The 18,693-nt window shown below is 62.7% G+C and carries 13 protein-coding genes and 1 riboswitch; of the genes, 7 read left to right on the top strand and 6 right to left on the bottom strand.

Annotation, left to right across the window (positions count from 1 at the left end):
* Positions 1-97 precede the first annotated feature (97 nt).
* Positions 98-586, bottom strand: a complete 489-nt coding sequence (locus ACCQ09_RS04315; protein WP_040942239.1) for a hypothetical protein — start codon at positions 584-586, stop codon at positions 98-100.
* 268 nt (positions 587-854) lie between these two features.
* Between ACCQ09_RS04315 and ACCQ09_RS04310 the strand changes: the two genes are divergently transcribed.
* The gene (locus ACCQ09_RS04310; RefSeq protein ID WP_040940707.1) at positions 855-2,882 is read left to right on the top strand and encodes a sodium-translocating pyrophosphatase; all 2,028 of its coding nucleotides are present in this window, start codon (positions 855-857) and stop codon (positions 2,880-2,882) included.
* A gap of 141 nt (positions 2,883-3,023) precedes the next feature.
* Positions 3,024-3,822, top strand: a protein-coding gene (locus ACCQ09_RS04305) for an IS5 family transposase (RefSeq protein WP_087942923.1) whose coding sequence is annotated in 2 segments (ribosomal slippage) — positions 3,024-3,295 and positions 3,294-3,822 — 801 coding nt in all. Because the reading frame shifts where the segments join, the coding sequence is not laid out codon by codon here.
* Positions 3,823-4,131: 309 nt separating this feature from the next.
* Here the strand turns inward: ACCQ09_RS04305 and ACCQ09_RS04300 are convergent.
* Positions 4,132-4,614, bottom strand: a complete 483-nt coding sequence (locus ACCQ09_RS04300) for a hypothetical protein (RefSeq protein ID WP_012437452.1) — start codon at positions 4,612-4,614, stop codon at positions 4,132-4,134.
* 199 nt (positions 4,615-4,813) lie between these two features.
* On the opposite strand from ACCQ09_RS04300, the gene ppa reads away from it, so the two are divergent.
* From ppa to ACCQ09_RS04285, 3 genes are all read left to right on the top strand, one after another.
* The gene (gene ppa, locus ACCQ09_RS04295) at positions 4,814-5,350 is read left to right on the top strand and encodes an inorganic diphosphatase (RefSeq protein ID WP_002804918.1); all 537 of its coding nucleotides are present in this window, start codon (positions 4,814-4,816) and stop codon (positions 5,348-5,350) included.
* A gap of 146 nt (positions 5,351-5,496) precedes the next feature.
* Positions 5,497-6,609: an HDOD domain-containing protein gene (locus ACCQ09_RS04290; RefSeq protein WP_040940706.1), complete on the top strand. Its 1,113-nt coding sequence runs from the start codon at positions 5,497-5,499 to the stop codon at positions 6,607-6,609.
* 324 nt (positions 6,610-6,933) lie between these two features.
* Positions 6,934-7,227 (top strand): hypothetical protein, encoded by a 294-nt coding sequence (locus ACCQ09_RS04285; protein WP_012437450.1) that lies wholly within the window; start codon positions 6,934-6,936, stop codon positions 7,225-7,227.
* Between the two features lie 180 nt (positions 7,228-7,407).
* Here the strand turns inward: ACCQ09_RS04285 and ACCQ09_RS04280 are convergent, their stop codons facing one another.
* From ACCQ09_RS04280 to thiC, 4 genes are all read right to left on the bottom strand, one after another.
* Positions 7,408-10,251, bottom strand: coding sequence for a TonB-dependent receptor plug domain-containing protein (locus tag ACCQ09_RS04280; RefSeq protein WP_040940705.1), 2,844 nt, complete (start codon positions 10,249-10,251; stop codon positions 7,408-7,410).
* A 48-nt stretch (positions 10,252-10,299) separates the two neighbouring features.
* Entirely contained in the window at positions 10,300-11,193 is an 894-nt protein-coding gene (locus ACCQ09_RS04275) for a helix-turn-helix domain-containing protein (protein ID WP_011038416.1), read from the bottom strand.
* 119 nt (positions 11,194-11,312) lie between these two features.
* On the bottom strand, positions 11,313-13,667 hold the full coding sequence (locus ACCQ09_RS04270; protein WP_228427727.1) for a winged helix-turn-helix domain-containing protein: 2,355 nt from the start codon (positions 13,665-13,667) through the stop codon (positions 11,313-11,315).
* A 394-nt stretch (positions 13,668-14,061) separates the two neighbouring features.
* Entirely contained in the window at positions 14,062-15,939 is a 1,878-nt protein-coding gene (gene thiC, locus ACCQ09_RS04265) for a phosphomethylpyrimidine synthase ThiC (protein ID WP_228427729.1), read from the bottom strand.
* Between the two features lie 114 nt (positions 15,940-16,053).
* Positions 16,054-16,152, bottom strand: a riboswitch (TPP riboswitch).
* Between the two features lie 115 nt (positions 16,153-16,267).
* Between thiC and ACCQ09_RS04260 the strand changes: the two genes are divergently transcribed.
* Both ACCQ09_RS04260 and ACCQ09_RS04255 read left to right on the top strand, forming a co-directional pair.
* Complete coding sequence (locus ACCQ09_RS04260; RefSeq protein ID WP_228427731.1) at positions 16,268-16,708, top strand: hypothetical protein; 441 nt, start codon at positions 16,268-16,270, stop codon at positions 16,706-16,708.
* A 41-nt stretch (positions 16,709-16,749) separates the two neighbouring features.
* Complete coding sequence (locus tag ACCQ09_RS04255; protein WP_228427737.1) at positions 16,750-18,684, top strand: S9 family peptidase; 1,935 nt, start codon at positions 16,750-16,752, stop codon at positions 18,682-18,684.
* Positions 18,685-18,693 lie beyond the last annotated feature (9 nt).

The raw sequence follows: 18,693 nt of genomic DNA, 5'->3' as shown, positions 1-18,693 counted from the left end.
CGGTGCCGCGTGCGCTACATGCATGCATGTAGCGCCGCAAAGTTGGGCGCGCAGACCGAACTCACACCCCAAGGCACGCGCGGCCGCATTAGCCGCTCTATTGGCAGGCCTTGCCTTCCATCGTCTGCTGCGCGGTAAACATGGGAACCTGCGGGATCTTGCCGGCCGCGGCCTGCTGCTTGGCCTCCTCCAGATAGATACGCGACTGCCCTTGTCCATCCAGCTGCGGCTTGGCCGCAACCGGCTTGCGCCATACGCGCACGACCGCCTGCTGTGACGGGCAGGCCGCGCTCGGTAAGCGGATCACATCATTGAAAATCCAACCGGAGGCCACGCTGGGTGCAGCCTTGGCGTAGTCGACGAAGCGAGCGCGCGGCTGACAGGTAGGACTGCTGCGCGTCACCGAAAACGTGTATGGCTGCGCCGCATTGCCGGTGAAAACGCCTTCCAGACGGGCACATGCTTCAGGAATCTGACGCAAGGTGTGCGGTGCACCAATCGCCTGCGCCGTGCCAGGGGCACGCTGCATTTCCGGTGCGGGCTCGGCGGCAAACACAGGAGCGCTCAGCAGCAGGCCGGTCATCATCAAGGCGGATTTCAACATACATAGGCTCCTGGATCGGGTCGATCACGGTGGCGGCAGGCTGTCATGCCATCACTGAACGCGGCGCCAAAGCCGCGGTGCTGGCAGGCATGCAGGACGCGGCGCATACTCGGCCGCAATCCGGCCACATGAACATCGCGACGCGCAGCAGGCCTAGTCAGGCCGTCGAGTCCGTCTTCGCCGTTCCACTCGTCGCGCACCGCCCTTCGTTCGTCCCGACCGGACGACATCCATTCTTTTGGGAGGGGTCATGCTGGAACACTACGGATTGATGCTCGCGCTGGGTTGTGCGGTCCTGGCCATTGTCTATGGCATGTTGTCGGCGCGCTGGGTGGTCGCGCAGCCGAGCGGCAATGCACGCATGCAGGAAATCGCCGCTGCCATCCAGGAGGGCGCACGCGCCTACCTCAACCGGCAATACCTGACCATTTCCATCGCGGGCGTGGTGTTGTTCGTGCTGGTCGGGCTGTTTCTGAGTTGGTACACCGCGATCGGGTTTGCGATTGGTGCGGTGCTGTCGGGGTTGGCCGGCTACATCGGCATGAACGTGTCGGTACGCGCCAACGTGCGCACCGCAGAAGCAGCCCGTCACGGGATCAGCAAGGCCATGGACGTTGCCTTCCGCGGCGGCGCCATCACCGGCCTGCTGGTGGTCGGCCTGGGCTTGCTGGGTGTTGCAGGCTACTACGCCGCCCTGCAAGCCATCGGCCTGCCGCTTGAGCAGAACCTGCATGCCTTGGTCGGCCTGGCGTTCGGTTCATCGCTGATTTCGATCTTTGCGCGCCTGGGTGGCGGCATTTTCACCAAAGGCGCCGATGTGGGCGCCGACCTGGTGGGCAAGGTCGAGGCCGGCATCCCCGAAGACGACCCGCGCAATCCGGCCGTGATTGCAGACAACGTCGGTGACAACGTCGGGGACTGCGCAGGCATGGCGGCGGACCTGTTCGAGACCTATGCGGTCACCGTCATTGCCACAATGCTGCTCGGCAGCCTGACCCTGGCCGAAACCGGACCGCATGCGGTGTTGTATCCACTGGTGCTGGGCGGCGTGTCCATTGTCGCTTCGATCATTGGCGCAGCATTCGTCAAGGTGAAGCCGGGCGGCTCGATCATGGGCGCGCTCTATAAAGGCGTGATCGTGTCCGGTGTGTTGGCGGCGCTCGCGTATTGGCCGATCACGCAGGCCTTGATGCGCGACAACGCGCATGGAGCGATGTCCTTGTATGCCTGCGCATTGATCGGCCTGGTCCTGACCGGGCTGATCGTGTGGATCACCGAGTACTACACCGGCACGCAGTATGGGCCCGTGCAGCATGTGGCCGCCGCAAGCACGACCGGTCATGGCACCAACATCATTGCCGGCCTGGGCATCTCGATGAAATCCACCGCACTCCCGGTCATTGCGGTGTGCGCGGCGATCTGGGGCGCATTCCATTTTGGCGGGCTGTACGGGATTGCGATCGCGGCCACGGCGATGCTGTCGATGGCCGGCATGATCGTGGCACTGGACGCCTATGGCCCCATCACGGACAACGCCGGCGGCATTGCCGAAATGGCCGAATTGCCGCCAGAAGTACGCAACGTCACCGACCCGCTGGATGCAGTCGGCAATACCACCAAGGCGGTGACCAAGGGCTATGCGATCGGCTCGGCTGCACTGGCCGCGCTGGTGCTGTTTGCCGACTACACCCACAACCTGCAGGCCGCCAATCCGAACGAAGTATTCGCGTTCGATCTGTCTGACCACACGGTGATCATTGGCTTGCTGATTGGCGGACTGATTCCCTACCTGTTCGGCGCAATGGCGATGGAAGCCGTGGGGCGCGCTGCCGGTGCGGTAGTCGAAGAGGTACGCCGCCAGTTCCGCGACATCCCCGGCATCATGGCCGGCACCGCCAAGCCGCAATACGACCGCGCGGTGGACATGCTCACTCGCTCGGCAATCCGCGAAATGATCGTGCCCTCGTTGTTGCCGGTGGTGGTCCCGGTGATCGTCGGGCTGTTGCTTGGGCCGCGTGCGCTGGGCGGATTGTTGATCGGCACCATCGTGACCGGGCTCTTCGTTGCGATTTCGATGACGACCGGGGGAGGTGCCTGGGACAACGCCAAGAAGTACATCGAAGATGGTCATTTCGGCGGCAAGGGCAGCGAAGCACATAAGGCCGCGATCACCGGCGACACCGTGGGCGACCCCTACAAGGACACCGCAGGGCCTGCCATCAACCCGCTGATCAAGATCATCAATATCGTCGCGTTGCTGTTGGTGCCGCTGCTTTAAGCGCTGTGCTTGAGGCGATCTGCGGACCTCGTGGGCCCGGAGCGATGCGTGACTCCGGGCCCGGGCCTTTGTCGGCTGGCGACGGCGCCTGGCCTCTAAGAACCTGTTCACGATCTTTCCTGATCAGTGCAGACTATGCGGATGCGCCAAAAGACCTATCCAAGTGACATGAGCCGGGAGCAGTTCGAACACGTGCTGCCGATCCTGGAACAAGCGCGTAAGCGCACCAAGCCACGCCGTGTGGATATGTATGAGGTGTGGTGCGCAGTGTTGTACGTGCTGCGAACCGGTTGCCAATGGCGAGCGCTCCCCAGCGACTTTCCGAAGTGGCGGACCGTGCACTCGTACTTTGCCAAGTGGAGCGAGTGCGACGATGAGGGAGTGAGCCTGCTGGAGCAGGCACTTAAAAAATCAGGTTGGCGTGGCCCGCGCCAGACAGGAGCGCAACGCCTGCACCAGGTTCTTGATCGTGGACGCGCAGAGCGTAAAGAACACCGACACAGCGGGGCAAAAGGGATATGACGCGGGCAAGAAGGTGTCGGGCATCAAGCGGCATATCGCTGTTGATACTCAGGGATTGCCCCACGCAATCGCGGTGACGACGGCGGAGGTGACCGACCGCAAAGGTGCGCTGCAGGCGTTGGAGCGCTGCCAGTCAAACTTGACGCATGTACAAAGCTTACTGTGCGACAGCGGTTACACCGGCGTACGGTTTGCCGACGGCGTGCGAGAGATTTTAGGCGAGCAGCTCACGGTGCAGATTGCCAAGCGCAGCGAACTGCACACCTTCAAGGTCATGCCCAAGCGATGGATCGTCGAGCGTAGTTTTGCTTGGCTGGAGAAGAACCGAAGGCTATGGAAGAACTGCGAGCGCAAACTCAACACCAGCCTGCAGTTCATCCATTTGGCCTTCTTGGCGCTATTACTCAGAAGATCGTGAACAGGTTCTAAGGCTCCTGAGGCTGCCAGCATCGCAATGCGTGCTGCTGCAAAGACCACTGCGGAGACCGGAAAGACGCCACTGGCCCGTTTGATCACTACGGGCCAGTGGCGCAGCGCATCTCCGCGTGCAACAAGTCAGCAAGGATCACGCCACAAGCCATCAGGCTGCGCAGGGTGTTCGTTACTTGGTGCATCAAACGCGTCTTGGAGGTAAGCCGCGCAAGCACCGAAGGCGCTGCACCAGAATCTGCTAGGTCGTCATGGATGATCGCTCGACCAACAGCATGAGCAAGACGCCGTCAGCGCCTTACAGACAGCCGATCAGCCCGTCATAGATCGGCGGCGCACCACCGGGCAGCGGCTCGAACAGCGGATTGGTGACTGCAAGCACGCGATACATCTCGTCCAGGCGCGTTCCGGCCTTCAGAGGCGCGGTGCAGCGCCAGACCCGGCTGTCCGAGCGCAAATGACCGCTGCGCGGATCCACGCTCACCTCGCTCGCGCCAAAGGTCCAGATGCAGCTGCGCACCACCCCGCTCACCCGATTGACCGAGCAGCGGAACCGCAGCGGCTGGTAATCGCTGAACTCGCCGCCACAGAACGTATCGCCACAGATATTGTCGAAATCACGGTCCAGCCGTTGTTCCAGATCGACAAAAGGCTCCCAACCTTCGCCGTTGACCGGCCAGTCCACCGCATCCACGAACGCCGGCGGCGGATCCGCAGCCAGCGCCGCCGGGGCGAGGATGGATGACATCAAGAGAACGATGACGCGCAGGTACCTGGACATGGGGCCAACTCCGTGGCTGTGGATGAGCCTGCAGCGTGACGCCCGGGCATGCTTAGCAGCATCGGGAAGCGGCCCGTGATGAACGCGGACTATGCCGTGCGCCGCTGTCAGACGGAGGCCTATTCAGTGTCGCTGCACCGCAACAGCCGAACGCGTAGAATCGGCCTCCACACACAGCTGAAGCCTCGGAGCTACGCGCATGGGCCTGGAACTGGTCACCTCCGGCAAGAACCTGCCGGAAGAAATCAACGTCGTCATCGAGATCCCCAAGGACTCGGAGCCGGTCAAGTACGAAGTGGACAAGGCCAGCGGCGCGATCTTCGTCGACCGCATCCTGTCGACCCCGATGCGCTACCCCTGCAACTACGGCTACGTGCCCAACACTCTGTGCGGCGACGGCGACCCGGCCGACGTGCTGGTGGTGCTGCCGCTGCCGCTGGTGCCCGGTTCGGTAGTGCGTTGCCGCCCGGTCGGCGTGCTGCGCATGAGCGATGAGGCCGGCAGCGACGAGAAGATCCTGGCAGTGCCGATCGAGAAGATCTTCTCCGGCTACGCCCATATCGAAGATATCGATCAGGTCTCCAGCCACTGGATGGAGCGCATCGGCCATTTCTTCGAGCATTACAAGGACTTGGAGAAAGGCAAGTGGGTCAAGCTGGACGGCTGGGGCGGCGCGGCGGAAGCCAAGCGCATCCTGGTGGAGTCGGTGGAACGCTATAATTCCGACGCGCCCTGAGCCGTCGACCGTGACGCTGCCCCGCACGCGCGGGGCGATCGGCATCACGCTTTTGGCGTGATGCCGGTGACCGCTGTCGGCAGATTGGGTACATTGCCGACAGCGTTTGGCCGGCGCCTATCGCCGGTGACTCTTGGGGAAGTGCCTTGCGTATTTTGTTTGTTGGGGACGAAGCCAGTCTTCCGTCCGACCTTGTCGACTACATTGCCGAACTCGGCGACAACTGGCAGGCGCAGCAGGTCCCGGACGGGAACTCTGCCATCGAAGCCGCCGCGCTGTCGCCCTTCGATGCCGTCATCGTTGCCCCGGTCCTGCCGGACTTGACCGCCGCGACCTTGCTCGGGCAAATCCGCACCCTGCGGCCCGACACCATCCGCATTGCCCTGATCGATGCCCAGGACGGGCAGCGCACGCCACCGGCGCGCATCATCGGGGTGGCGCACCGTTTCCTGCCGATGCCGCTGGCACCGGAAGTGCTGCTGGAAGCGGTCACCAGCCTGGAAGAGTTGCGCGACCTGCTCAGCGATCCGCGCCTGCGCGCGGCCATTGGGCGGATCGAGAAGCTGCCCTCCCCGCCCCACCTGTATTTAAGCCTGATGCACGCGCTGGAAGAGGACGATGGCGCCGACGCGGCCGACATCGCCAAGCTGATCGCCGGCGACCCGGCGATCGCGGCCAAGGTGCTGCAGCTGTGCAACTCGGCGTTCTTCTCCGGCGGACGCAGCATCACCGACCTGCGCACTGCGGTAACGCGCCTGGGCGTGGCGACGCTGCGTGACCTGGTGCTGGCCAGCGAAGTATTCTCGGTGCAGACCCTGACCCCGGCCGAGCGCGCCGCGATGCAGCGCCGCGCGCTGCTGTCTTCGCGCCTGGCGGCCAAGGTGTTGCCACCGACCAGCGCCGAACTGGGCTCCACCGCCGCGCTGCTGGCCGACATCGGCCTGTTGCTGCCCGGTGTGCGTGATGAACGCGAACCGGCCGTGGAAGGCGACGAGCGTCTAGGCCATACCGAGGCGGGCGCCTACCTGCTGGGCCTGTGGGGCCTGCCGATGCCGATCATCGAAGCAGTGGCCTTCCATCGCCACCCGCAACGCTCCAGCCTGCGCAGTTTCTGGGTGACCGGCGCCGTACACGTGGCGACTGCATTGGCCAGCGGCGAGACCGTGGACGAGGAATACCTGACCAAGGTTGGCGTCATCAACCGCCTGCCAAATTGGCGCGAGCAGGCCGATACCTTGATGGGTCTTGCTGAGGCGTAAGGTCCCGGCACATCCACTAGCCGCCTTCTCATCCTGCCCGATGTTTTTGAGGACACAGGACTAAGGAAGGGCTACTGGATTTCAGCGTAAACGAGCCTACGTTGCTAATCCGGCGGGGCGCATGCTCGGCCACGATTATCGACCGACCACTAGGTGCCGTGTCGCTCTGAGGGCTCGCCGTGCCCTGGCTCCTCGGACTTTGCTAAATATGGCGGGAAGTTCGATACAACTTGAAATTTTACAAAAAATTTTCATCCCTTCTTATGGAAAGCCTTACGTTCTAGCTGGCCTTTGGCCAACGACCAACATTTACAAGGAATGAAAATGAAAATAAAAAAAGCAACAGTATTGGTTGCAGTGATTATTGCGATGAATTCTTCGCCTGTATTAGCAGCACAAAGTCTACCTACCACTTCAGACAAATCGTTCGTACAGAAGATTGTTGATTTAGTGCTTCAAGACGATACCAGCGACTTAAAATATTCTCGCTCGTCTACCCTAGACGCAAGCCGCAATGACTTCAAGCCGCCTTCGGACAAAGGAGGTGGCGGAGTTCCGGGCACGGGCGGACGCTGCTACACCGTAGGCTCAGGAACTGTTATTTGCCAAGCGATGTAAGTAACGCCTCAAGAAACACGTGGCTGGGCTTTTCAGTTCATGGACATTAGCCGCGTTTCAATTGGGGAATTTGTCATTCTTAGATACGCGCCTCAAAAAAACTAAATAAAAAAAAGGGTGGATCTTACGATCCACCCTTTTTTAGTTACAACCTTATTATCTAATGCGCGCGTCGATCGATCAGAAGCGCTGGGTGTACTTCATATACATGAAACGACCGATTTCAAAGCCGCCGTAGTAGGCGAAGCTACTGTTCGGTGCCGAGTACTGAAGCGGACCGCGGTGATCGAACACGTTGTTCGCGCCGAGAGCAATCGTTGCATCCCACGGGGCCTTCCAGTTGACCTGCAGGTCGTGGAAGGTGTTGGAGCCGGTGTGGCGCAGCGGATCGGATTCACCGTTGGCGAAATGATCCGGCGCGTCGCAGTAGCCCTCAGCCAGAGTGATGCAGCCTTCCTTCATGCCCGAGTAGTAACGCAGGGTGTAGTTGACGCCGAAATCACCCAGCGTCCAGTTCACGCCAACGTTGGAGCGCACGCGGAAGATGCCCGGCTCGCCGACGCGGCCGATCATGATCGCGTTGCCTGCGCTGTCCTGGCCGGCTTCGTCGTACTTGCTGACGTAGCTGGTCTGCCAGTCGAAGGTGAACGAACCGATCGCGGTTTCCGGCAAGCGGTACTTCACGCCGAGGTCGTAGCCTTCGGTTTCCATCTGGCCGAGGTTGGCCACGCCGTAGGTCATCGACGAGATATGACCGTCTGCAGCACGCGTCAGGCTCGAGCAGCGCGAGGTGTCGCCGAGCACGTAGCAATCACGCAGGATGCGGTCGACGCTATCGGCAATGATCATGTCATTGATTTCGTAGCGGTACCAATCCAGCGAGATGTCCAGGCCCTGCACCCAGCGCGGGCTCCACACCAGACCAGCCGTCTTGCTCGTGGAGGTTTCCGGCTTCAGGTTCGGGTTCGCGCCGCTGATGAATTCATCAGGCGTCTGGCACGGATAGGTCGTGCAAGGCACGAAGCCCTGACCGAGCTGCGTGTAACCCAGCGGGACACCAGCGGCGTTACATGCGGCATTGCCGTTCACGCTGTTCGGGGCACCCACGCCGCAAGGATCGATGTAATCCTCGAAGCTGCTGCTCAGGCCACCGTACAGGTCGCTGATGGTCGGAGCGCGGAAGCCTTCGGCGTAGGTCGCACGCACCAGCAGGTCTTCCAGCGGACGCCAGGTCAGGCCGAACTTGGAGTTCAGCGTGTTACCGAAGTTGCTGTAATCGGAGTAACGGGTTGCCGCGTTGAAGGTCAGTTCCTTGGCAAACGCAACATCGCTCAGCAGCGGCACGTTCAACTCAAGGTAGACCTCGTCCAGCGAGTACTGACCCTGCGTGGTCTTGGCACCCAGGCCGGTGCTCTCGCCCGACTGCGCAAATGCGTCCGGAGAGAAGCGACCTTCTTCCTTACGGTGCTCGTAGCCCACCGCAATACCCAGATCGCCAGCCGGCATCTCGACAATCGAACCCGACAGGTTGGCGGTGAAGCTGGTGGTCTTGGTCAGACCGGTGTCGGTGAAGGTCGGGAACAGGAATTCCTGCAGCGCCGGGTCGGCGAGCGAGCCCTGACCTGCAACGTTGTACGGCAGCAGCGGGTTCCACGGACGGCAAGCCGACAGCGAGACCGGGTCAGCAGCGGTACCGCACTGCGCAACGCCCTGGCCGTTGATGAACGACGGACCCAGCGCCTGACGCGAAGCGATCAGGCTCATGTCGCCGCGGCTACGCTTGGTGTTCTCGTTGCGGTTCCACAACGCGCCCACGTCCCAATCCCAGGTCTTGCCACCGAGATCGAAGTAACCGCTCAAGGTCGGCGCAAAACGCAGCGTCTTCAGCTGGTTTTCGCTGGCGCGCGGCATTTCCCACAGACGACGACGGAAGTCGACGTCCTGGCCGATCGGGTTGAACGCGCTACCGGCTTCCAGCGGCGTACCGAATGCGCCGGACTGATACGGGTAACCCGCGATCTGGCCGTCGGTGGTGCGCTCGTTGTAGGCGATGTCGGCGTTGAAGGTGATCGCGTCGGCAACGTCGTAGTTGACGTTCGCAAACACCGACTTACGCTCGATGCCGGTCTGCACCATCATCTGCTGGTTCGAGTTGGCGTACTCAGCCGGCGTCAGCGGGTGGTAGTCAGCGGGATTGTTCGGGTTGCCGCCGGCATTGAGCGTCTGCCACACCGCGGCATCCGGGTCAGCGCAGTCGACCTGCAGCGGGTTGCACCACGAGCCGTTCTGGCTGATCGGGCTCCAGCTGTTCGGGGTCGAGTTGGGACCACGCGAACCGTCGCGGCTGAACCAGCGGTTCTTGGCGAACACCGGATCCTGCTTGGAGTATTCGGCCGACAGCGTCACACCGCCACGCTCGCCCTGCGTACCCACAGTGAAGGAGTACTGGGTGGTATCGCCGTCGCCCTGGCCGAACTGGCCGAACTGCACGCTGGCTTCAGCTCCGTCGAAGCGCTTACGGGTGATCACGTTGACGACACCGGCAATGGCGTCGGAACCGTAGATCGACGAGGCGCCGTCCTTCAGCACTTCGATACGCTCGATCGCTGCCATCGGGATCTGGCTGAGATCCTGCAGGCCGGAGGTCGATGCACCCAGACGCTTGCCGTTCACCAGCACCAACGTACGCTGCGCGCCGAGGTTACGCAGGTCGACGTAGTAACCGCCCACGTCTTCGCCCGACGACAGCGCGTCGGCGCGCGAGATGGCCGGCGAGCCCGCCGAAGTCAGGTTCTGCAGCACGTCGGCGACCGACGTCAGGCCCTGCTTCTCCAGCGCCTGGCGGTCCAGCGTCAGAATCGGCTGCTGGGTTTCGACGTCCGCGCTACGGATGCGCGAGCCGGTGATCTCGATACGGTCCAGCGTGGTGGTCGACTCTTGCGCGGCGGCAAATGCCGGCGTCAACGCGATCGCAATACCGGCGGGCAACAGGCCCAGCCGCACTGCGGAGGTGCGAAGGTTCATCAATCTCTCCAGGGTTCGTTAGTGGCGCGTTAAGCGCCCCTGTGCAAATTACGTTTGCGTGAACGCCGTCGCTTTGCGCGTCACGTTCCGTGGCTTTGCCGAATCTGGCGGATTTGCTGCTTGGTCGCGGTAATGCGAAGCGGAAACGCCGAATCGCGCACGAAATGCACGCGCGAAGCTGCAGCAGTTGTCGAAGCCGCTGGCGGCCGCAACCTCACCGATCATCATCGAGGTATCGCGCAGCAGGTCCGATGCGCGTTCCAGACGCAAGCGTGCCGACAACGCCTGCGGACTTTCCTCATACAGGCTCTGGAAGGTCTTGGAGACATACCAACTGGAGAAGTTGGTCAGTTGCGCCAGCTCGCTGATGCGCACCACGCGGTCGCTGTTGCCTTCCAGATATAGACGCGCCCGCTGCATCCGCCCGAACACCTGACGGCGACGGCTACGCGAGCGGCCCGGGCAGCGCTGTTCCTGTTCGACGAATTCGCGCTGCATCCCGGCCAGATGCAGCAGCAACGGCCGGGCCGAAGCGCTACCACTCTGCGCGGCGGCATTGCGCCACAGCCGCAATGCGATACGCAAGTCGCTGCGCGCAAGATGGCTGCGGCCGGGATACAACGTGGCGTCGGTCAGCTCGGCCAACGACTGCAGGCTGTCGCCATCCAGGCTGACGCCGACGCAGACGGCACTGCGGTCCGCCTGCACCGTGGGATGGGAATCCTTGTCGAAGGCGATCCAGTCACCTGCATGCAGGCGGAAACGTCCTTCCTTGGCTTCTACCCAGGAACGCCCGCGCAGCTGCACCCACAACGTAAAGGTCGCCGCCACCGTGCGCAGGCTGCCGAGCCGCGCAACTGCCAGACACGTGGTCGGCGTGTGCTCGCCAGCACCGTCGATGGAGAGTGCAACGCCACGATCGGCAGTGATGACCTGTTGCATGCTGGCAGCTCGCTGTACAAAAGAGCGCACAGTGTTTTGCCGAATCTGGCGGCAGTCAGGATGTTTTGCCGAAGGTGTCCCGAAATCGCCACGAAGAGATTCCGAAGAACTTACGAAGCCTATTTCTTCAATTTGAACAACAGGTTGGAGACGATGCCGAGCGAGGTGGCGGGTGTTGCGGGTAGCGGCATGAAGGCAATGGCGCTGCCATCTTCCTCAGCCAGCGACACATACATCGCGCCACTGCGCTGATCGATACTGAAGCCGTTGATGGCGGTGTACTTGGCAACATCCATGCACTGGCCCTGCTGCCCACTGCGCAGTTCACTGTCATGCGTGGAGCACGCGTCCGTGGAGGACAGGTAATGCACCTGCGCATGCGCACCCGGCGCCCAACTGCGGTAACGCCAGCGCGAAGGTTGCGTGCGATCGATCGGCTGCAAAGTGTCGGCGGCCAGCGACGGCGCGATGCGCCACAGTCCGCCAGTGGACAAGCGCGTGAACAACACCTCGCCTGAGGCGCGGTCCAGACGCAGCTGCGATACATCAGGCAAGACGCTCAGCATGCGCCAGGGTTGCGTGCGGCGGTCATAGACGGTGGCGGAGGTTCGCCCGTCGTCCGAAGCCGCAACCACCAGCAGTTGATTGGGGTCTGGCAGGTAGATCGCCTGCAAAGGTCGCGTCTGCGGCACCGCCAGCCGCGTGACCTTGCCGTTGCTAGGGGTGACTTCGTAGATGCCACGGCGGCCGGTGGCATCGGTGCCGGTCACCAACGCGTGCTGCGAATCGGCCGACCAGTCCGCGGCCTGCCGGCTGTCCGGGCGCAATCCTTCGAGCAAGCGTACCGAGCCGGGCTTGGTGACATCGCCCCACCACAGGCCATAGGCGCCGGAACGATTGGAGGTGAACAGCAGTTGCTGGCCATCCGGCGCAATCATCGGTTGATCGTCGCGCCCATTGGACGGAAACAGACGACGTCGCAGGTAACCGCCGTTCATGGGGTCGCGGACCACCTGATACAGACCAAACTGTGGCTTGCGCTGCACGAACACGGCATGCGTACCAGCCACATCCGGTGCCTGTGCGTCGTCCACACCAAGATCGTGCAGGCTACGGTCGTGCAACTCCAGCCGGTACAGGCGCGCCTCGCTGTCCACGCGCCGCCCGAAGATCACCCCACTGCTGTCCGGCAGCCAGCTCCAGCCGCGAATCTCGGCAATGTCGTCGGTCAACCGTTCCGGGGTACCACCCTGCGCAGGCATGCGCCACAAGTCGCCCATCTGCGGGTTACGCATGAACACGATCCACGCACCGTCGGGTGAATACCGCGGCATGTAATCGAAGTCGTCCGGGTGCGCGCTGTACGCCAACGTCTGCCATTGCCCGGTTTCAAGCTCCAGACGACGGATGCGCCGCGCGCCATGGGCACCGGTCATGGTGCCGAACAACAAGGCGCGCCCGTCCGGCGACCAGCTGAAACTCAGCATGTCCGCGCCATCGCACCGCACAACCTCGTGGGCCGCGGCCTGGCCGTTGGCGGCGGCAATCATGATGCGGCAGCTGCCATCTGCGCCATCGCGCTCGAATGCGATCGCACGGCCATCCGGCGACCACGCCGGAAGCCGGTCGGCCGCCCCGGGGCCCGGAGTGTCGAGCACGCGCGGATACGCGTTATTGGTGGTCTTGACCAGGATCGAGGTCCCGGGGCGGTCGTTGACCAGGGACGCGTACGCCACCATGGCCCCGTCAGGCGACAGACTGAGCGTCAGGTCGAAGCCACCACCGGCGGTGATCACCTGGTACGGGCGCTTGGGACTGCCCACCACCGTGCCGACCGACACTGCGTCGGTGCTGGATGCATGCTGCCACAAGGTTTTTGCCGCCAACCCCAACGCCACCAGCAAGGCGACGCAGGCCAATACCAGCGCCACGCCACGGCGCCGGGCACGTGGCAGCTGAGCGCTGGGCGTGGGCTGTGGCGTGCGGGCGTCGACAATGTTGCCGACGGCCACGTGCACGCTAGCGCTGTCTTCCCTCTGCGCGTTGTCGTTCGCATCTGCCTGTGACTGCGTAGGGTCCAGGGGCGCCGCGTTTGCAGCAGCACTGTCAACGGTCTCCGGCGTCTCCCACGTCACCGGCGCCAGCAAGCGGTACCCGGTCTTTGCAATGGTTTCGATATGCGCGGAGCGTTCGCTGCCATCGCTGGCGAGCGCCTTGCGCACCTGGGTAATGGCCTGTGTCACCACATCGTTGGTCGGCAGCGTGTCCGGCCAGACCTCGGCCAGCAGCTGCTCGCGCGTCACCACCTGCCCCGGCTGCCGGGCAAGCGCCAGCAACACTGCCAACGCCTTGGGCGCCAGTCGCGGGGTGCGCTTTGCACCAGGAACATGCACTTCGCGCGAGGCCACATCGACCGTGCAGACACCGACGCGCAGCCGGCCCATGGACGATGAAGGGATGGAGGAAGAACTCATGGGCAACAAGGACACACACGCCGGCAAGGACAACAAGACCAATCACGCACACTGCGCGAGACGCCAAATTCAGCAAAGCACGACAACCAACTGTGTCATGCATCTAATTGGCGCAAATTTTACGCTATGCACCGTTGCTTCCTATGACAGGCGGCGACGTCAGGCTCTCTCTCTCGCCGAAGAATTCAAACAATTACGACGTACCCTTCGCGCCTCTGGCGCGATTTTTTTATCTGCAATTCAGCTAGACGCGCCGAATTTGCTTGGAATTGCTGCCTCGACGCGAAAATTTTTCAGACGGCACTTGCGATGCAAGCGCCAATCTGCACCATTCAAAACTGAACTTTTCTTAAGCGACCACAGCGATCCGCTGCAGCCGCATGCTGCCCCGCGGCTACGACGCCCGATACACCTGTGCGCCCTGTGCCACAAATTCTCCAGACTTCTCCTGCATGCCCGCCTCTAGCGCATGGTCCTCGCTGATGCCGTGCTCAGCCGCGTAGTCGCGCACATCCTGGGTGATTTTCATCGAACAGAAGTGCGGGCCGCACATCGAGCAGAAATGCGCCAGCTTATGGGCGTCCTTGGGCAGGGTCTCGTCGTGGAACTCCTTGGCTTTCTCCGGATCCAGACCGAGATGGAATTGGTCGTCCCAGCGGAACTCGAAGCGCGCCTTGCTCAAGGCGTTGTCACGCACCTGCGCACCGGGATGGCCCTTGGCAAGGTCGGCCGCATGCGCGGCGATCTTGTAGGCCATGATCCCATCGCGCACATCCTGGCGGTTGGGCAGGCCCAGGTGTTCCTTGGGTGTGACATAGCAGAGCATGGCAGTGCCGAACCAACCGATCATCGCCGCACCGATGGCGCTGGTGATGTGATCGTAGCCAGGTGCGATATCGGTGGTGAGCGGGCCCAGCGTATAGAACGGCGCCTCGCCGCACTCGCGCAGCTGCTTGTCCATGTTCTCCTTGATCAGCTGCATCGGCACATGGCCTGGCCCTTCGATCATGGTCTGCACATCGTGCTTCCAGGCGAGCTTGGTCAACTCGCCAAGCGTCTCCAGTTCACCGAACTGGGCCGCGTCGTTGGCATCGGCAATGCAGCCGGGGCGCAAGCCATCGCCAAGCGAAAACGCCACGTCGTAAGCCTTCATGATTTCGCAGATGTCTTCGAAGTGTGTGTAGAGAAAGTTTTCCTTGTGATGTGCCAGACACCACTTCGCCAGGATCGAACCGCCACGCGACACGATGCCGGTGACACGCCGGGCCGTGAGCGGGACATAACGCAGCAGCACGCCCGCGTGGATGGTGAAGTAGTCCACACCCTGCTCGGCCTGCTCGATCAAGGTGTCGCGGAAGATCTCCCAGGTGAGCTCTTCCGCACGGCCGTCGACCTTTTCCAGTGCCTGGTAGATCGGCACGGTGCCGATCGGTACCGGCGAATTGCGAATGATCCACTCGCGCGTCTCATGGATGTGCTTGCCGGTCGACAGGTCCATCACCGTGTCGCCGCCCCAACGGATCGACCACACCAGTTTTTCCACCTCTTCGGCAATGCCAGACGACACCGCGCTGTTGCCGATGTTGGCGTTGATCTTGGTCAGGAAGTTGCGGCCGATGATCATCGGCTCGCTTTCCGGATGGTTGATGTTATTGGGCAAAATTGCGCGGCCGCGCGCGATCTCCTCGCGTACGAACTCCGGGGTGATGCGCTGCTGGATTGCCGCACCGAAGGCTTCGCCCGGGTGCTGCTTGCGCAACACCGCATCGGTGACCGCTTCCAGCCGCTGGTTTTCGCGAATGGCAACGAACTCCATCTCCGGGGTGATGATGCCGCGGCGCGCGTAATGCATCTGCGTCACATTGGCACCGCTGTGCGCCACACGTGGCAACCGTCGCGACGGGAAGCGCACCGCATCCAGCCGCGCATCATGCTCGCGACCACGACCGAAGCTGGAACTCAGTGCCTCCAATGGCAGCGTGTCGCCACGTTCGGCAATCCAGTCGGCACGCAACGGCGCAAGGCCGGCAGCAAGATCGATCGCCGCCTGCGGATCGGTGTAGGGGCCGGAAGTGTCGTAGACACTCAGCGGCGGGTTGTCCTGCCCACCGAACAGCGTCGGCGTGCGGGTCAGCACGATCTCGCGCATCGGCACCTGAAGATCTGCACGCGAACCTTGCACGAAGATCTTGCGGGAACCGGGAATCGGCTGGGTCACAGCTGCCGAGAGCGTCTGGGTCTGTTGCAGCAAAACGGTGGGCGCGGCATTCATTGGCGTTCGTCCTGTGTGCTGAGAAGCCAGCACCAAGGGTGCTGGCGCTGCGAGGGGTCGCAGTGCGGACGAAGCGGCGGCGCTCAATGGCGCAGGCCCGTGCAGGCACGGAGCAGCGCATCTAACGAAGCTTCCCTACGCCGGTATGAGCCGGATCAGGTTCGAAGGGACTATCTCAACCGCAGCAGTGCTGTGGTACCCCCACTTCGGCGGCGATTAAACCACATCGCCGCTCGGGCGACATGTGTCTGCGGCGATCATCACGCGCGGCTCTGCTGCTGGATGACACCGGCAACTATCACCACGTCGCCCCATCAGCTTCAATGCCATGCAGGTCCTGCCAGTGCCGTGGAACACCACCGCGGGCGTGGACGTCAACAACCTGTTCGATCGCGACTCGCCGGCGGTGCTCAGCGCCGTTGCCAACTCGCTCGACTCAGCGTCCGTCTTCCCGGCCGTTAACGCTGCCCGCACTACACCCAGCGCTTCTGATCGGACGGGCCGCATGACGCAGCTGGAACGCTGCGTGTCTCTCGCAAAGCCGCCGCGTTCATGCCACGGCCGACAAGCGACGCGCATCGTGCAATGCAACACGCAATCGACGGCATCCACCGGCATTTGCACGGCACGCCATAGCGCTAGCCTGCCCGCATTACAACAAGAAACCAGCTCTCTCTCCCTGCCGCCGATCTTCGGTGGCTTTTTTTTGCCGTCCTACTTGTCACCACCCGGCTCGCTTAGCTATCGTTCAGCAAACAGGGATGGATGACGCAAATGCAGGGAACGCAGAGGTGTGCCTGGGCGGCAGCAATGCTGTTGATGTGGATGGGCGGTCAGGCGTGGGCCGAGCCCGTGCCGCCGGCGGAGACCTTCGTCGAGTCCGGCCCGATTTCCTCGCCATCGATGTCGCCGGACGGGAAACATCTGGCGGTGAGCGCCGATCTCGGCGAAGGCAGCTACGCCTTGGTGGTCTACCGGATTGCGGACATGCAATCCACCACCATGCTGCGCCTGCCGCGTTATGAGCTGCCGGTGCGGATTGCCTGGGTCAGTGACAGGCGGCTGGTCATCGGCAAGGGCCGCAAGCTCGGCTCGCTGGAAGAACCGCTGCCGATGGGCGAAATCATTGCCACCGATCTGGATGGCAGCAACCAGCGCTATGTCTACGGCTACCTGCATAGCACCCGCAATGCCGGCCTGGAGCGCGGCTTCGGCTATATCGAAGGGTTGCCGGCCCATCCCAACGGCCACTTCTACATGCGTCGCCTGTCGCTGGATTCGCGCCACTCGATGCTCTACGACGTCGACACCACGACCACCACGCATCGGCTGATGGCCGACATCGACGTGCCCGGCCTGCGCTTCGTGCTCGACAATGCCGGTGTCGCGCAGTACGCCTACGGCACCGATGACAACGACAATTCGCTGTTGTACCGCCGTAACGGCAACGGTTGGGCCGCCCTGCAACAGGTGCAGGCAAACTGGCGCCCGTTTGCATTCGCCAGCCAGCCGGGCCGCGTGTACGGCTGGTACAACGACGCCGGTGGGCCTGCAGCGCTGGTGTCCAGCACGCCCGATGGCCAGCAACGCAGCGTGCTTGCAGCGGACCCGTTCTACACGGTGGACGACCTGCAGTGGGGGCCTATGCCGCAACCGCCGTTTGCGGCCAGGCTCGGGCCGGGAAAGCCGAAACTGCAGTACCTCGACGACAGCGCCGAAGCGCGACTGCACCGCAGCCTGAGTGAAACGCTGGCCGGCCAGTACGTGGATTTCATTAATTTCACCGAAGACGGCAACGGCCTCTTGCTGCACGCCTATAGCGATCGCAATGCCGGAGACTGGTACATCTTCAACCGCACGAGCAATACCCTCAAATTGGTCGTCAAGGCGCGCAACGCGCTGCAGCCGGCGCAGATGAGCGAACGGCGCATGGTGACCTTCCAGGCACGCGATGGTTTGACCCTGGATGGTGTGCTGACCGTGCCGAACACTGCCGCCAAGGGCACGCGGTTGCCGATGATCCTGCTGCCGCACGGCGGCCCGCATGCCGACGGCGATGGCTGGGCGTTCGATACCGACGCGCAGTTCCTGGCCAGCCGCGGCTATCTGGTGTTGCAGGTCAACTACCGTGGCGGCCACGGCCGCGGCCACAACTTCGAGCGCGCCGGCTACCGGCAGTGGGGCGAACGCATCCAGGACGATCTGGTCGACGGCGTGCGCTGGGCGGTTGCGCAAGGGCTGGCCGATCAGTCACGCATCTGCAGCTATGGCGCCAGCTTTGGTGCGTATGCAGCGATGATGGTGCAGGTCAAGGCGCCAGAGTTGTTCCGCTGCGCAGTTGGCCTGGCCGGCATCTACGATTTGCAGATGATGTACAGCAAGGGCGACATCAACCGCAGCGACTACGGCATCAATTATCTGGAGCGCGCCATCGGCCGTGACGCCGCCGATCTTGCGGCGCATTCGCCGGTGAGCCTGGCCGACCGCATCAAGGTCCCGGTGTTGCTGGTACACGGCGAAGAAGACGAGCGTGCGCCATTCGCGCAGGCCAAGAGCTTGCGTGCAGCGTTGACGCGCAGTGGCAATGCACCGCAGTGGATGGCCGTCCCAAAAGAAGGGCACGGTTTCTACAAGGACGCCAATCAAATTGCGTTCTATCGCACGCTGGAACGTTTCCTTGCCGAGCAGCTGGGCAACGCCGTGCCTGCATCACCCGCCAGCACGGCCTCTGCCGCGCCGCAGTAAGCGCGGTTG

It is taken from the genome of Xanthomonas sp. NCPPB 2586, from assembly GCF_041475775.2.
Taxonomy (GTDB): domain Bacteria; phylum Pseudomonadota; class Gammaproteobacteria; order Xanthomonadales; family Xanthomonadaceae; genus Xanthomonas; species Xanthomonas campestris.
This window is presented reverse-complemented; position numbering and strand designations above follow the sequence as displayed.

Bases quoted from the DNA above. Each gene is read 5' to 3' on its own strand.
- ACCQ09_RS04315 (WP_040942239.1), bottom strand. From the start codon at position 586: ATGATGACCGGCCTGCTGCTGAGCGCTCCTGTGTTTGCCGCCGAGCCC.
- ACCQ09_RS04310 (WP_040940707.1), top strand. From the start codon at position 855: ATGCTGGAACACTACGGATTGATGCTCGCGCTGGGTTGTGCGGTCCTG.
- ACCQ09_RS04300 (WP_012437452.1), bottom strand. From the start codon at position 4,614: ATGTCCAGGTACCTGCGCGTCATCGTTCTCTTGATGTCATCCATCCTC.
- ppa (WP_002804918.1), top strand. From the start codon at position 4,814: ATGGGCCTGGAACTGGTCACCTCCGGCAAGAACCTGCCGGAAGAAATC.
- ACCQ09_RS04285 (WP_012437450.1), top strand. From the start codon at position 6,934: ATGAAAATAAAAAAAGCAACAGTATTGGTTGCAGTGATTATTGCGATG.
- ACCQ09_RS04280 (WP_040940705.1), bottom strand. From the start codon at position 10,251: ATGAACCTTCGCACCTCCGCAGTGCGGCTGGGCCTGTTGCCCGCCGGT.
- ACCQ09_RS04275 (WP_011038416.1), bottom strand. From the start codon at position 11,193: ATGCAACAGGTCATCACTGCCGATCGTGGCGTTGCACTCTCCATCGAC.
- ACCQ09_RS04270 (WP_228427727.1), bottom strand. From the start codon at position 13,667: ATGAGTTCTTCCTCCATCCCTTCATCGTCCATGGGCCGGCTGCGCGTC.
- thiC (WP_228427729.1), bottom strand. From the start codon at position 15,939: ATGAATGCCGCGCCCACCGTTTTGCTGCAACAGACCCAGACGCTCTCG.
- ACCQ09_RS04260 (WP_228427731.1), top strand. From the start codon at position 16,268: ATGCAGGTCCTGCCAGTGCCGTGGAACACCACCGCGGGCGTGGACGTC.
- ACCQ09_RS04255 (WP_228427737.1), top strand. From the start codon at position 16,750: ATGCTGTTGATGTGGATGGGCGGTCAGGCGTGGGCCGAGCCCGTGCCG.